14 protein-coding genes are annotated in these 14115 nt (G+C 41.1%); 1 reads left to right on the top strand and 13 read right to left on the bottom strand.

Annotated features, from left to right (window positions below):
- Positions 1-94: 94 nt before the first annotated feature.
- The 8 genes from NYE35_RS07505 to NYE35_RS07470 all read right to left on the bottom strand — a co-directional run bounded on the left by NYE35_RS07505 (position 95) and on the right by NYE35_RS07470 (position 7439).
- Positions 95-304 (bottom strand): helix-turn-helix transcriptional regulator, encoded by a 210-nt coding sequence (locus NYE35_RS07505; protein WP_036675786.1) that lies wholly within the window; start codon positions 302-304, stop codon positions 95-97.
- Between the two features lies 1 nt (position 305).
- Positions 306-632, bottom strand: coding sequence for a DUF6442 family protein (locus tag NYE35_RS07500; RefSeq protein ID WP_036675787.1), 327 nt, complete (start codon positions 630-632; stop codon positions 306-308).
- A 129-nt stretch (positions 633-761) separates the two neighbouring features.
- Complete coding sequence (locus NYE35_RS07495) at positions 762-1850, bottom strand: nucleotidyltransferase domain-containing protein (protein ID WP_341120559.1); 1089 nt, start codon at positions 1848-1850, stop codon at positions 762-764.
- A gap of 167 nt (positions 1851-2017) precedes the next feature.
- Positions 2018-2890, bottom strand: a complete 873-nt coding sequence (locus NYE35_RS07490) for a YitT family protein (protein ID WP_036675789.1) — start codon at positions 2888-2890, stop codon at positions 2018-2020.
- 28 nt (positions 2891-2918) lie between these two features.
- The gene (locus NYE35_RS07485) at positions 2919-4223 is read right to left on the bottom strand and encodes an alkaline phosphatase family protein (RefSeq protein WP_341120558.1); all 1305 of its coding nucleotides are present in this window, start codon (positions 4221-4223) and stop codon (positions 2919-2921) included.
- Entirely contained in the window at positions 4220-5479 is a 1260-nt protein-coding gene (locus NYE35_RS07480) for an MFS transporter (RefSeq protein WP_076098890.1), read from the bottom strand. Before NYE35_RS07480 ends, NYE35_RS07485 begins: the two co-directional genes overlap by 4 nt.
- 148 nt (positions 5480-5627) lie before the next feature.
- On the bottom strand, positions 5628-6074 hold the full coding sequence (locus tag NYE35_RS07475; RefSeq protein ID WP_076104743.1) for a V4R domain-containing protein: 447 nt from the start codon (positions 6072-6074) through the stop codon (positions 5628-5630).
- Positions 6075-6257: 183 nt separating this feature from the next.
- A complete protein-coding gene (locus tag NYE35_RS07470; protein ID WP_076098893.1) occupies positions 6258-7439 on the bottom strand; it encodes a sensor histidine kinase in 1182 nt (393 codons plus the stop codon).
- A 284-nt stretch (positions 7440-7723) separates the two neighbouring features.
- On the opposite strand from NYE35_RS07470, the gene NYE35_RS07465 reads away from it, so the two are divergent.
- Positions 7724-9655 (top strand): ATP-dependent DNA helicase, encoded by a 1932-nt coding sequence (locus NYE35_RS07465; RefSeq protein WP_341120556.1) that lies wholly within the window; start codon positions 7724-7726, stop codon positions 9653-9655.
- A 66-nt stretch (positions 9656-9721) separates the two neighbouring features.
- On the opposite strand, the gene NYE35_RS07460 is transcribed toward NYE35_RS07465, so the two are convergent.
- The 5 genes from NYE35_RS07460 to NYE35_RS07440 all read right to left on the bottom strand — a co-directional run bounded on the left by NYE35_RS07460 (position 9722) and on the right by NYE35_RS07440 (position 13988).
- Positions 9722-10492, bottom strand: a complete 771-nt coding sequence (locus NYE35_RS07460) for an ABC transporter permease (protein ID WP_038569396.1) — start codon at positions 10490-10492, stop codon at positions 9722-9724.
- Positions 10493-11251, bottom strand: coding sequence for an ABC transporter ATP-binding protein (locus NYE35_RS07455; RefSeq protein WP_036675796.1), 759 nt, complete (start codon positions 11249-11251; stop codon positions 10493-10495).
- Between the two features lie 76 nt (positions 11252-11327).
- Entirely contained in the window at positions 11328-12194 is an 867-nt protein-coding gene (locus NYE35_RS07450) for a pentapeptide repeat-containing protein (RefSeq protein ID WP_341120554.1), read from the bottom strand.
- A 14-nt stretch (positions 12195-12208) separates the two neighbouring features.
- Entirely contained in the window at positions 12209-12538 is a 330-nt protein-coding gene (locus NYE35_RS07445) for a PadR family transcriptional regulator (RefSeq protein ID WP_036675798.1), read from the bottom strand.
- A gap of 166 nt (positions 12539-12704) precedes the next feature.
- Positions 12705-13988 carry a DUF1963 domain-containing protein gene (locus NYE35_RS07440; RefSeq protein ID WP_341120552.1) on the bottom strand — a complete coding sequence of 428 codons (1284 nt, stop codon included), beginning with the start codon at positions 13986-13988 and terminating at the stop codon, positions 12705-12707.
- Positions 13989-14115 lie beyond the last annotated feature (127 nt).

The raw sequence follows: 14115 nt of genomic DNA, 5'->3' as shown, positions 1-14115 counted from the left end.
TAATTGACTGAAAAAAAAAACAGCGATCTCCAATGATGGAGTATCGCTGTTTTTCTGACATCTAGAGTTAAACCCAGAAAAGCTTCTGTTGATTTTAATCAAAATAAAATAATTCTTCGAATTTTTTATCCAACGCAATACATAAAATCAAAGCTAATTTTGCAGTAGGGTTAAACTGTCCGGTTTCAATCGAGCTTATAGTATTTCTTGAGACACCCACCATTTCTGCCAATTGTGCTTGCGATAATTTTTGTTCCGTTCTTGCTTCGCGCAGTTTATTTTTTAAAACCAAAGGTTCACTCATACTAATCACTCATCCCATAAAAGTAAATAAACAAAAACGAAACACTTATAATTAATCCTAAAATGAAATTGAGTAAATGCATCTTTTTCTTAGTTACAGAATACATCCCAAGACCTTCACAGCTCAAATATCCAAAAAACATGGCTATCAAGGCTTTTAATGCAAGATTTGTTTCCTGACTATGATTATATAAACTGAAGACACTCAGAATGCAAAATACAATCAACATTCCAATGAATCCGCTTTTTCTGCCTTTAGCAAATACAAATTCTTTTCCTTCGTCTCCTTTTTCATTTCTGCTTTTTTCTAATATTTCTTCCTTTTTCATGAAAATTTCTCCTTTCAAATTGAAAAGATGATGACAAGTTTTCTTGTCATCATTATTATAATACGCCAAGTTTTCTTGTCAAATAAAAAATAGCCCACTTCAATCCAAAGATTGGTAGTGGGCTATTTTCTATACCTTCATATATTCGTTATATAATTGCTCGAAAGTATTGTATCGTTCGGCTTTCCTGCCTACCTTGTTGTATTCCTCCAGATATTCATCCATGACCTTCAGAAACTCATTTTTAAAGACTTGAAGATGGTCAGAATCAAAATACTGCATGATATCAAACTTTTTAATTCCCTTCCATTCTGTCATTTCATCAAGAAAACCTTGTATGCCCATTGCTGCTAGATACGCATACGATCTATCACCCGATTCTACACTTGCTATAATCTTATTGCGGTAGTTGCACCATAATTCCTCATAAGTTCCGCCAAGATTATCATAGCTTGGGACAGGCTGCGCTACAAAATCCTTATACATTTTATTATACAAATCATTGATGTTTTTAAGGGCCTTATATGCTGCACTTCTGATTTCATCGATAGTCTTCGCCTCTATCACAGCCATATATGTCTTTTCAAAATCATCAGGAACATAACGGTACGTAGCTATTTCCTCTAAATATCTCTTAATTCCCCGTTTGAAATAAGTATTGTTCAAATGAGTTAGCGCATTTAACAAATTGTATAAAACTTCGCTTGAAGCATACCTTACTGCTCCTATATGTTCAGAAAGTAACGTATTCGCATATTCCTGTTTTGCTATGTCTATACACTTTTTCGCTCTACTGATACATTCTCTCCCTATAGGCATTGCCAGAGCATCGAGTGCTCTCTGTTTATATAAATTTAGCTTTTCCAAATATTCGGGTTTTGCACAGTATAACACCTGTAAATCCACCAGACATGAAATCATTGGACTCTCGAGATTGGCTTGATCTTCTATCCTTGTTTCCCATGGCGTACAATATAGATCGTATCCAATATCATCCAAGATAAAACACGAAGATATTCCCCAGCCTTGCTCTGTGTTATTAATTATGATTAGATCAAGATCGCTTTTTTCATGAAAATCCCCAGTACTAAAAGAACCTGTAAGCCCAATAATTGCAATATCATCAGAAAAATCTCTCTTAGCCCGTTCAATGACCATGCTAATAAGCTTTTCATTTTTGATTAAGATCTTTTCTTTATGAACAGCATCCATATCCATGTCCCCTCTCCAACCTTATTAATTCTATTGTATAAGCATGTTGTTAGAGTAGGTATTCCAACTTTAATTATATTAAATCTATACCAAGCCTTTCCTCTCCTTCAAAGAAAACAAAAAACGCGCTGGCAAGAGCATAATTAGCTTCTCTCCAACGCGATTTATAGTCATTAGTGAATATTTTTCTTTTTGAAACTGCCACCTTTAACTTCTGCAACATCGTAGACTACTACAAAAGCATTCGGGTCAATTTCACGAATAATATCTTTTATTTTACTTTCTTCCAGACGGTTAATGACACAAGTGATTTCTTTGAATTGTTCATTTGAGTAGCCGCCATAAGCATCTGTATAAGTTGCTCCACGACCCAATCGGTCACGAATAGTCTCGACCATGATTTCCGGTTGAATAGTGATGATTTTAAACGTTTTAGAGCCACTCAAACCTTCTTCAATAATATGAATGACCTTAGAAGCAATAAAATAAGCAAGTGCTGATAGAATAGCCCCTTGTAGGCCAAATACTGTTGAAACAACAATAAAGACAAACATGTTTAGAAATAAGATTAAATCACTGGTCCCAAAAGGTAATTTTCGTGAAAGTAAGACAGCTAACATATCTATCCCATCTAATGCTCCACCATTACGTAAGGCTAACCCCATACCAAAACCGATAATAATCCCGCCAACAACGGTAATTAATAAGGTATCACCTTCTATAATCGTCGGTACATGATGCATAAGACTAGTGCCAATAGCCAGTGAAGCAATACCGATAACGGAATAAAGAGCAAAGCTTTTACCAATTTGCTTATATCCTAGCCACACAAAAGGGATATTAATTATGCCAATTAGCAGCCCTAGCGGTAAGCCAAACAGTTCAGAGCCAACGATGCTTAGACCTGTGACACCTCCATCTGAGACGTTGTTGGGTATCAATACGGATTCTAGACCATAGGCAGCTATTAGCGCCCCAATAATAATCATGAATACTTTTGAGAATATCTTGAGTTTATTTGATTTCTGTTTTCGCGTTTCAATCATTGAATTTCTCCGTTTCACATTGCTTAATTTAGTCCATAAAAATTTCCTCTAAAGGTCTTCCGTCACCTGGATTAAAATCAATCCCTAAAATCTTTGCCATCGTGGGGGCTATATCTACCATTTCGATGTCCCCTATAGGATACCCATTTCTAATCTTTTCCCCGGAGACAACCAAGTTGCATCTATAGCCGTCTTTATCAGGAGAATAGCCATGCGTGGCAAATTTAACGCCTTGTTTGTCCAAATCAACAATCGTTGGTTCATCCATACTTTCGTCGAAACAATAACCTCTCTTAGCCTCAAGCATATACTTTGTGGTTTGGCCCACATGAAAATAATCCAGTTCATCTCTAGCATACAATTTCTCTATACCTGAAGATTCATCTCTCATATGATCTCCAATAACAGCTAATGCTATTTGCTCAGCTTCTTCATCGCCCTGCCGGATATGCAAGTAAGCCGCTCCACCCCCACACTGAAAGTAAGCTCTCCACTTCATTTCGCCGTTCTCTTCATAGATCAGGCCCTTTTCCTGCAAAAGGTTGTTCAAATGCACTCTGTACCTAACATTAAACTGGCCATGGTCCCCCAAAATTAAAAAAATCGTATCATCCTTCATCCCCGCTTCATCCACTGCCTGCATAATATCGCCTAACCTTTTATCCATACGTGTGATTACCTGCTTCACTTCGTCACTGTCAGTTCCATAAGCATGTTTGGCATCATCCAGATCGATCAGATGCATCATTAGAAGATTAGGTTTTTTGCGCTTAATCGTGTCTATAGCACATTTGGTCGTGAAGTCATCCAGATAGGGCTGCTCAATCCCTTTGCGGATCCGGCCATATTTCAGCTCCATATCCACGCAGTATAAGGGGCTTCCGCTTTTTAATATCTTCAGTGCCTGATTTTCGTTTTTGATGGCTCTGATTTCAGGTATATTGTATTGGATGGAGGATTTACCCGATACTGGCCATAGGATTCCGGCTGTGCTCATCTTATGCTCGCGCGCAACATCGTAAATCGTTGGCACCTTGATCGCATTTCTAAACCAGAACCAATTCTGCTCCTCTTCCTTAATAAAAGGCTGAAACGGATTGTTGTGATGGATGCCATGCTTATCCGGATATACACCGGTTGCTATGGTGGTATGCACTACATATGTGAGCGTGGGATACACACTTTTCAATTTATGGCTATGGGCTCCGTTTTTAATTAATTCCGCTAAGTTTGGAAGCCGGCTGGCCAATGCCCAGTGGTCTTCTGAAAAGGCATCGTAAGAGATGACGATCAAATGCTTGGCCATAGCCGTTTGTGCTTTAATTGACTTCATAGAATAAGCCCCTTAGGTTCGTCATGTTCAGGCTGCTCTTTAGGTAAAGTTATAAATACGAATAATCCAATAATAAAAAGTGGGATAATCGCTAAAATACTAAATTTAGCATTACCTGTTAAGGTTGTTGTTAAAGACATTACAGCAGGACCAACAATGGCCGCGAACTTGCCAAAAATATTGTAAAAACCAAAGAATTCATTGGAATTCTCCTTTGGAATGATCTTCGCATAATAAGACCTGCTGAGCGCCTGAATGCCTCCCTGAGCGGAACCAATTAGCGCACCTAAAATAAATATATGCCACACTGAAGTGATAAAAAAAGCCGCGATGCAGGAAATGATATATGTAACAATCCCCACGATTATCAAAGTCCTGGCGGAGTATTTTTTGGCGAGATTACCATACAGGATTGCACAAGGAAAAGCGATGATCTGGATAACTAATAATATCCCCAGTAAGGTAAAGGTGTCAAAAGCATCCGCACCCAGAACCGATGTGGCATAGGGCACCACCATTTTAATAATCGTATCTACCCCATCAATATAAAGAAAGTACGCAATTAAGAAAACAAATACAACTTTATGCTGTCTAACATTCCTAAAGGTGTCTCCCAGTCTTTTAAAACTGTTGATTACAGGTCTTGGTTCAGGCTCAATATAATATCTCTGCTTCACATCTCTGATCATGGGTATGGTCAACAGCCCCCACCAAAGGGCAGTAATGATAAACCCAATCTGATAACCGATCGACTTATCCATCCCCATAAACAGAATCAATAGCAGGCTGATGCCAAATGGAATGACGCTGGCGATATATCCATAAGCAAAACCTTTTGTGGATACCTTATCCATCCTTTCATCAGTGGTTATATCCACAAGAAAAGAGTCATAAAAAATATTGGCTCCAGCAAAACCTATGACAGACAGGATGTAAAACACAATCAATAACTGCCACTGCCCGCTCGCAGGTGCAACGAATGCCAACGAAGCCGTAGCCAGCACACCGATCAAAGAGAAAAATAAGAAAAAGCGCTTTTTCTTATCCTTGTAATCTGCGATCGTGCCTAAAATCGGACTAAGGATAGCCACAAGAATACTAGCAATGGAGTTAAAGTACCCTAAATCCATGCTGCTGTTAACATTTGAAAACATGCCAAATACAATAGGCAATAATGCAGTTGTAACCGCCATCGAATAGGCTGAATTACCACAGTCATATAAAATCCATGATTTTTCCTCTTTGCTAAGTTTCATCTAACAGCCACCTTTTCACCTATTTGTAACTGTTATATCATTTCAGCATAAGAGCCATGTTAAATGAATGTTAATTCCATCACAACTTCTTCATAAAAAAACGACCTTTTAAAAATCGAAAGGTCGCTTACTCGCTTTTATATATGATTTAATATTTGACGATATATTCGCAATATTCATCCCCATTAACATTACATTTTATTTCCCGGACGGAAACTCGTTTCCCACGAATTTTAGTAAGTGCTCCTTCGATAATGGCCCCCTCCAGGTCACAAACCATTTTCCCTTCCATAATAGGTAACCCTTCGCAGAAACAATCGTGTACTGCAATCGTCATCCCCTTGTCATCTTCATGGGTTATTATAGGAATCCCTATCTTCAATTCTTCGAATAACTCGAATAGTTCATTAACCGAGGTAACACCAAATTCTTCCCCAATTTTTCTTCCTATAGTCAACGTTGTACCCTTACCATTCATGGGTAACGCTTGATATAAACCAATCAGTCTGATCGTTCTGAAAAGCTCTAAAGGTACGACATTACCTAAATTTTTTCTCTTTATTTTTTTCATATCTGTAAAAGTAAATTGATCCATGCCAGTAGCCTCCAATTGCTTATGTAATTTATATTTCAAATTTAATTGATATATTGAGTATAAACGTATCCAATAATTGCTTTGTGATCTTACGCACATCCTATTTTTTTGTAGAACTATAACAGAAAAAAGCAACTTCCCTATTGGCAAGTCGCTCCTTCATTCATTAGAGGCAGCAGCATCTCAAATATGATAATCATAAACCCAAGGCAAAATAACCCTCACGCTAGTTCCAACCTGAACCTCTGAATCTACCTTAATATGCCCCCCATACATTTCGATTAGTTGTTTACAAATCGATAATCCAATCCCTGTCCCTTTTTGCTTGGTAGTAAAGAAAGGGTCAAATATCCGTTTTAATTTATCCTGTGGAATTCCTTCTCCATTGTCTTTAAAGAGTAGAATAATTTCGTTTGTCTCAGCAGCTGTGGTAACAGAAATATCTATTCTGCCTCTAAAAGCTGTGAAGGAATCGATACTATTTTTCAAAATATTAAGAATTACCTGCTCTAGCTGAGAGGCGCTTCCAAACGTTAGTACTTTTTCTAAAGAGCACTCTACTGAAAGTATAATATCATCACTAAGTATGAGTTGATTCACAATGTTATTAACTCTATGTATAACCTCCATAACGTTAAATACTACGCCGTTATTTTTTGTACTGTCACCTTTTCGAGCCAGTATTAGAAAGTCCGTTACTAATCCATTCAGAGCATCAATCTCTTTGATGGTGATATCCAGATATGCACGCAATTCATCCGCTTTAATCTCCGGCTCATTTAGCCTGATATTTACAAGCTGAGCAAAACCTTTAATCGAAGCTAGCGGATTTCTTATTTCATGCGCCATTCCTGCTGCCATTTGTCCCATAACAGCAATTTTTTGTTCATGTAAATTGTCAATCTGTTGATTTTTATTAGACAAATAACCTTGTGCAAAGCCAGTAAAACGGGTCCAGTTGCATTCCATTAAACGATTATAAAAAAACAATCGGATCGCGGAATCATCTACAAACTCTTCAATGATCTTAAACATAATATTCTGAGCGGTTAAATTTAAATCCTTGCTCATATCAAGTAAAATATCAAAATGATCACCGAATATTTCTGCAGTATAAACCCCTTGCTCAGCCCCCTCTTTTTCTAGCAGGTTTAAGTATTGATCGTAACCAAAAGAATCAAAAAACAAGGCTTCTACCATACTCATTAATATCGTACTGAATGATGAATCTAACAATTCCTTATGCGCCTCTACAAACCAGGAGAATTCGATGTTTTTCATAGTCATAGAATGATAATGCCTGTTTAAAATGATTGGAACTGCTAAGGTTAATGACGAACGCAATTCATTTTCTTTGTATGACATTTTCATCCTCCTTCTTTGTAGTTTGTATTCAAGATATGTGTATATTTTCCTGCTTCAAAAACACAGTAATTCACTTTGTTTTAATCACTATATTATATTCTGACACTTGACTGTTAGAGTAGCATCGAAGATAATTACAACCTCACCAAAAAAACTATAATTAGGAAGATCATTGATTTTGAAAAGGGGCGGTCGTCATTAGCTGGTTAAGTGATCTCTATAAATTACAGAAGCAGGAGCTAAAGAAGGACATCGAGCCCTCTTTAGTCAATGCTATCTTTCGAATGTATGATAAATTCCCCAGGATTGGACTTAAAGAGCGGATCGGCCAGCAGGATATGTCTCTAGATATCGCTGATGCCTATATAAATGGTCGTAACGCGATGATTGAAGCTGGAGTCGGTATCGGCAAGTCCTTTGCCTACCTCATTCCCAGCCTGCTTATTAACCAAATCTCAAGGCAACCGGTTATTATTGCGACATCCTCCATACAACTTTCAGAACAAATACATAAAGATCTGAGATTCATCGGAAGTCGTCTCGGATTTACAAGGGTACGTTCGGTAGTTGGAAAAGGCATGGGGCAGTATGCTTGCCGGTATAGGGCAGCAGATCTGTTCCAAGCGGATGATTCAAACACTCCTCTGTCTGCGCTTGCTCAACAGATTGTGAATTATGAAATTGATGAGCGGGCAGATATTAAGGGCGGGGTTAGTGATGCTGTATGGTCTAACGTTTGTGTGAATGATTGCAAATTTGAACGTTGCCATTATAAAAGTACATGTACGTTTTATGAGATGAGAGCTAAAATTAATGCCAACGCGAGTGACATGGATTTTATTATCGTAAACCAGGATCTGCTCATCCGTGATTTAATCAAGAAAAAGGAAGGAACGAAGGGGTTAATCACCGAACGGCCGGCTCTGATCGTAATTGATGAAGCTCATAATCTGGAAGCGAAGGTTAGAGATGCAAGAACGCTCGAATTTACTTACCGGGGAACCTGCCGTATTCTGGATGACGCCTTACAGATTCTCTTCAAGCAATCTGCCGATACGGAGCTTATGCCGCAATTTAAATTTATAAAAAGATGCGTTGGCCATATTTTTAAACAAGTAGAGGCAGACTTACTGCAAACAGCCAAGCAGGACAATGACCGTATAAAAATATCGCAGATCACAGGAATCCCCTTAAGACGAGCGGCACAGGTTTTAAAAGATTTTAATCTCAGCCTTTCCGTCTTAACTTCACGGCATGAACGGGAGATTGACAATATTTTTGAATCCATGAACGGACTTATCGACCTCTTTGATGTACTCGCCGGAGTAGAGGATAACTATCTGATCTGGGCAAGTAATACCCAGCGGGAGAGTACCCTTAGTATCTGCCCTAAAGGGATAAGCCAGTTTCTGAAATATACCTTATTTAACGGGAAAACCTCAGTTATTTTAACGTCAGCAACCATGTGTCAAAGCGGAGAAACGCTGGAGGAACAATACGCTTATCTCACTGAGTCCCTCGGTTACAGGGGAGATTATATGGAGCGCCAAGCTTCACCGTTTGATTATGACAACCACACCATGCTGTATATTGCCAAGGACATCCCCTACTATAACCATCAGCGGCGGGAAGATTATCTTGAAGCGGCATACAAGGAAATGATGAGGCTCTGTAATTTAACAGACGGGCGGACATTAGTTCTTTTTTCAGCTAAAGAGGATATGAAGTATATTCATAAGAAGTTAAACTCTGAGAAGCTTGCATGGGCATTACATGTTCAAAGGGAAGGCTCGTCCCAGGACGGGGTGATCGCTGACTTTCGGGGCAGTAAAGGCGTTCTACTTAGTACCGGTGTATTCTGGGAAGGTGTGAATATCGAAGGTTCCGATTTGTCACAGTTAATCATTTTCCGTCTGCCTTTCCCTGTTCCTGCCGATCCTGTCTATGAATATAAGACTTCGATGGCAAAGAATCCCTTGAAGGAGGTTTTTGTACCGGACATGCTGCTTCGGTTAAGACAAGGAACCGGGCGCCTGATCCGCAGTGAAACTGACCTTGGTGTACTCAGCATACTCGATTCCCGCCTATCCATTGCCGCCAAAAAGGATTACCGGGATCAGGTACTGGAAGCCTTACCTTTTAAAAAGGTTACTGAGGATTTCAAGGTTCTGGAGAAGTTTGTGAAAGAAAAAGGGATACAGCTTAGTGATACGTAGAGAAATGAAAAAAAGCAACCCATCCGCAGACAAGTCGCTTCTAAATCCTGTAACGTTATCTGGCAATTAAACAACTTTATGTTTGTATACCCGCATCGCTAATAAATACGCAACTACTAGAATGGCTATGCACCATATGATGGCTCCCCAAATATCATTGCCGACAGGCTGCCCCATCAGGAGGGAGCGAACCGCCTCTACTATAGATGTAACGGGCTGGTTTTCAGCAAAGGCGCGAACGACTGGCGGCATCGATTCGGTAGGCACAAAGGCCGAGCTGATGAAAGGAAGGAAAATAATCGGATAGGAAAAAGCAGTCGCGCCGTCCACCGATTTTGCGGATAGTCCAGCAATTGCCGCGACCCAAGTTAGAGCCAGCGTAAACAATATGAGGATGCCAGCAACCGCCAGCCATGAGAGCACTCCTGCCGATGAACGAAACCCCATAATCAATGCAACAAGAATGATGACGCTAACTGAAATCGCATTGGATATCAGGGAGGTCAGCACATGTCCCCACAGCATGGTAGAACGTGCAATCGGCATAGAATGGAATCTCTGAAAAATCCCTTTTTGCACATCGTTAAACAGGCGGTAAGCCGTATAAGTTACACCACTTGCAATAGCGATCAGTATGATCCCGGGCAACAAATAATTCACATAGTTATCCGTACCCGCCTGGATGGCCCCACCGAACACGTAAACAAACAACAGCATAAATGCAATTGGCATGATAGTTACCGTGATGATGGTATCCATACTGCGGAGAATATGGCGCATAGAGCGTCCAAGCATTACACTCATGTCACTGAAAAAGTGCTTCTTAATCATTTCCATTTACTTCCCCTCCTTTTTGCCGATGATTGCGAGGAATATTTCCTCCAGCGTCGGCTGCTTTTCAATGTACTCAACTTTTGCGGGCGGGAAACGCTTTTTTAGTTCTTCGAGTGTACCGCTCGCAATAATTTTACCTTCATGTAGAATGGCAATTTGATCAGCAAGCTGCTCTGCTTCTTCCAAATACTGCGTCGTCAAAAAGACAGTCGTACCGCCGTCGGCAAGCTCCTTAACCATCTTCCATACATCAATCCTTGCCTCAGGATCAAGTCCAGTGGTTGGTTCGTCGAGGAAAATAATCTGCGGTTTTCCAACAAGGCTCATCGCGAGATCTAATCTCCGGCGCATCCCGCCTGAATAAGTGGATACCTTGCGATCCGCGGCATCGGTCAAAGTGAAGCGTTCCAGCAGATCGTCCGCAACTTGACGCGGATGCTTCTCATGGCGGAGCCTCGCAATCATGATCAGATTTTCCCGGCCGGTCAGAATCTCATCCACGGCGGCAAATTGACCCGTCAGGCTGATGGACTGGCGTACATAATCAGGCTTTGTGGCGACATCGAATCCGTTCACTGCAGCAGTCCCGCCATCTTGATTTAGCAAAGTGGTGAGGATTTTGACAATGGTGGTCTTGCCTGCGCCATTGGAGCCAAGCAGGGCAAAAACGCTGCCCTGCTCCACTTCAAAATCCACCCCCTTTAAAACTTGAAGCTGTCTGTAGGACTTTTCCAACCCAACCACTTTAATGGACTTGTTCATTGCATTCCCTCCCTAAGGTTTTGTTAACATATCTTCATGGAATTTTCCCCGCAAAACTCACTTCGGAAGCTCAGGCTTATAGGACTGTAACCTTTGTCAAATCAGCTTCCATGCCTTTGAGCGCAGCGAAGGTCAACTTATCCATCATTGCACCGTCAAAGTTGATCGTTTTAATTGCACGATAAAACTTCTTGGATAACGAAAACCCGGAGAGGAATGACACATTTTTTAACGTCGCACCTCTAAACGAAATATCGTTCAGCGCCGACTTTTCAAACTTGACCCCGATAAAGGTCTGGCCGTCAAAACATAATCCCCGCAGATCTGAGGTTTTAAATTCCACACCGTCAAAGATACAGCTCTCAAAGATTGTTTTCGTAAGATCAGTCGTACACAGCTTGACGTCGGTCAGTCTTGCACTGATAAATTTCGCCCCTGTAAGTCCTGATGAGCTAAAGTTGGTGCGAACAAGAATAGATTTGTGAAAGCTCGCATTTGCCAGTTCAATGCCGGACAGATTGCAGTCGGTCAGATTAGCGCTGTCGAACTTGGCCTCGCCTACGTCACTGCCCGCGAAAGAACTGCCAGTCAAGTCAGCGCCTGTAAAATCGGAACCCCGCAACGCGCTCACTTTAAAATCCCCTTTATGGGCGGTAACGCCTGCAAAATCGCTCTTCGATAAGTTGCTCGCCCTAAAGCTCGTCACCACCTGCCGCTCAAGTGAACGGGAGAGATTGGCAACCTCCTGCACCGTCTGTTCAATGTCGCCAATGCTGTCTATCGTCATCTTAAACGCCGTTTCATCATCCTTGCCTTCAGCCTTGAGTTCACTGAACCGCTCCTGCAAATCGGAAAGGAGGTCACTCTTTAATTCAGCAACGATTTTTATCCCGTCATAGGGTGCGAATACGCCATTTAAATACATGTTTAATTTCTCATTCATATTATCAAGTCTCCTTATAATAAGTTTTCAAGCACACGCTTTGCGTACTCCCAATTAGTCTTGTTATTGGCGTAAACAGCTTTCCCCTTCTCGGTAATCCGAAAATACTTCCGTCGTCCCCCCTGAGACTCATCCCCCCAATACCATTCAATGTCACCGTCTGCCTCAAGCCGCCGGACGCTGGAGTACATCGTAGCTTCTTTTAATTCATATTCGCCTCCGGAACGCTCAGCAATTAATTTGACGATTTCATATCCATAACGATCGGCTTCGGACAAGAGCCGTAATACCATCGTATCGGTATGTCCTCGCAGCAGATCGGATGTGATTTTGTTCTCACTCATTTCATCACCTCATAATCGCATTGTATATCATACTACTGTGACAGTCAAGGTACTTTGATCATCATGTTTATACAAAATAAAAAAATGCCGTCCTTAGTTGTCTAAGGCAGCATTTTTCTCTTTTAAGTCTGAAGTTCCAATCTACGCTAACCAGAAATAAGTTGATTTACGTCTGCTGGTAATTCACAGCTACCTGCAGGCAACCCTCACACAAAAATGCATAATAAATCCCCTCGCTGTCCTCGGCCTGTTCCATGTCCATTTGGGCAATAAACTTCATCGTCTTCGAACAGCAAGGGCACACAGGATATTCCGCATCCTGAATCCAAGCCGGATGTCCTCCAATCTGCGACGCAGGCGCCTCAAGCATCCAATATGAATTTTCATAGGTTCCCATCTGTCGTTCCGATAGCTGCATGGCATGCCATGCTATTTCTTCCCTGTCTTCATTTGCAGGCAAAAAATCAGGAACGGTATTATATTCACTCCACGAATATTGGCCATCCAGCTCCGCTTTCATAAACACGGTGCCATAACAATTACAATGCATGCAAGCTGCAATCCTTAACCGCTGGCCGGAAAGCTTCATAAATTGAACCAGTGGATTCTGCAAATCGTAATCAAACAGCACTGTCAACTTACCGCCACACCAAGGGCAGGAATGCTCACCCGCCTGTAGCGCCGCTACCGCCGTATGATCCCGATCCATCCCATTTTTTCCGTCCCTGTTTACTTCAAAATGATAACTCTCGGGGTAAAAAAGCAGCCTTTTCCCACCGTCGGGATCTAATTCCCATCCTGCTTCGTGAGCATAGCTTTCCGGAGACACATTTAACTCCGATGTCCATCGAGGCCGATGCTGCCGCCATGTCTCGAACTGCCGAACAACCTCTTCATCACCAATCCAGGCCATTGCAAGCAGCAAATGATTACGGTTTTCCGAGTCATGCTCTAACTGATGAATGATCTTATCACGGATCTCCTGACCCGCTTCTTTATAGAGAATGCCGGGATAATACTTCCCGTTAAGAAAAAAAGCCTCCAGCCCCCGTTCAATGGAAGCACTTGAAAAACATATAAGCGACAGTAAAATGGTTTCAGCCTGGTCAAAATCATCTTCTTCCATCAATTCAATGGCGTAGGTTTCCAATCGCTCCCTTTCGCTTTCAGTCAGTTGACGATATAACTCTTGCGCGGTTTTGTGATAGGGAATTACGTGTTCAAGCGGGCTCAATCTCCGCGGTTTGTGCATGATTTTAAGAATTTCAACCGGATCATTCACACCTGCGTACAAATCAATGTCTTTTCGATTTTGTTCAATATAAGCCTTTTCCTCCAGCGCAAGCTTCCTCTGATGACAGGGCATGCAGATTCCACCTGTCTTTAAAGCAGTTGCAGGAAGTATGCTTCCCTTGCAGCCTGAGGTTTGGCAGGGTATACGCTCGCTCATCGTATCTCTCCTATTCTGTATAAGTTATTCTCAAAGACTATTATTAATAAGCTAAACTGCATTATAGAATTAGCTATATTATAGAATTAGCTGCATTAAATATACCACCGGATTTAGCAGCTTTAAA

This window comes from Paenibacillus sp. FSL L8-0494, assembly GCF_038003695.1.
GTDB classification, from domain to species: domain Bacteria; phylum Bacillota; class Bacilli; order Paenibacillales; family Paenibacillaceae; genus Paenibacillus_AQ; species Paenibacillus_AQ odorifer.
This window is presented reverse-complemented; position numbering and strand designations above follow the sequence as displayed.

Coding starts and splice junctions, on each gene's coding strand:
- NYE35_RS07505 (WP_036675786.1), bottom strand. CDS start 304: ATGAGTGAACCTTTGGTTTTAAAAAATAAACTGCGCGAAGCAAGAACG.
- NYE35_RS07500 (WP_036675787.1), bottom strand. CDS start 632: ATGAAAAAGGAAGAAATATTAGAAAAAAGCAGAAATGAAAAAGGAGAC.
- NYE35_RS07495 (WP_341120559.1), bottom strand. CDS start 1,850: ATGGATATGGATGCTGTTCATAAAGAAAAGATCTTAATCAAAAATGAA.
- NYE35_RS07490 (WP_036675789.1), bottom strand. CDS start 2,890: ATGATTGAAACGCGAAAACAGAAATCAAATAAACTCAAGATATTCTCA.
- NYE35_RS07485 (WP_341120558.1), bottom strand. CDS start 4,223: ATGAAGTCAATTAAAGCACAAACGGCTATGGCCAAGCATTTGATCGTC.
- NYE35_RS07480 (WP_076098890.1), bottom strand. CDS start 5,479: ATGAAACTTAGCAAAGAGGAAAAATCATGGATTTTATATGACTGTGGT.
- NYE35_RS07475 (WP_076104743.1), bottom strand. CDS start 6,074: ATGGATCAATTTACTTTTACAGATATGAAAAAAATAAAGAGAAAAAAT.
- NYE35_RS07470 (WP_076098893.1), bottom strand. CDS start 7,439: ATGTCATACAAAGAAAATGAATTGCGTTCGTCATTAACCTTAGCAGTT.
- NYE35_RS07465 (WP_341120556.1), top strand. CDS start 7,724: ATGTATGATAAATTCCCCAGGATTGGACTTAAAGAGCGGATCGGCCAG.
- NYE35_RS07460 (WP_038569396.1), bottom strand. CDS start 10,492: ATGGAAATGATTAAGAAGCACTTTTTCAGTGACATGAGTGTAATGCTT.
- NYE35_RS07455 (WP_036675796.1), bottom strand. CDS start 11,251: ATGAACAAGTCCATTAAAGTGGTTGGGTTGGAAAAGTCCTACAGACAG.
- NYE35_RS07450 (WP_341120554.1), bottom strand. CDS start 12,194: ATGAATGAGAAATTAAACATGTATTTAAATGGCGTATTCGCACCCTAT.
- NYE35_RS07445 (WP_036675798.1), bottom strand. CDS start 12,538: ATGAGTGAGAACAAAATCACATCCGATCTGCTGCGAGGACATACCGAT.
- NYE35_RS07440 (WP_341120552.1), bottom strand. CDS start 13,988: ATGAGCGAGCGTATACCCTGCCAAACCTCAGGCTGCAAGGGAAGCATA.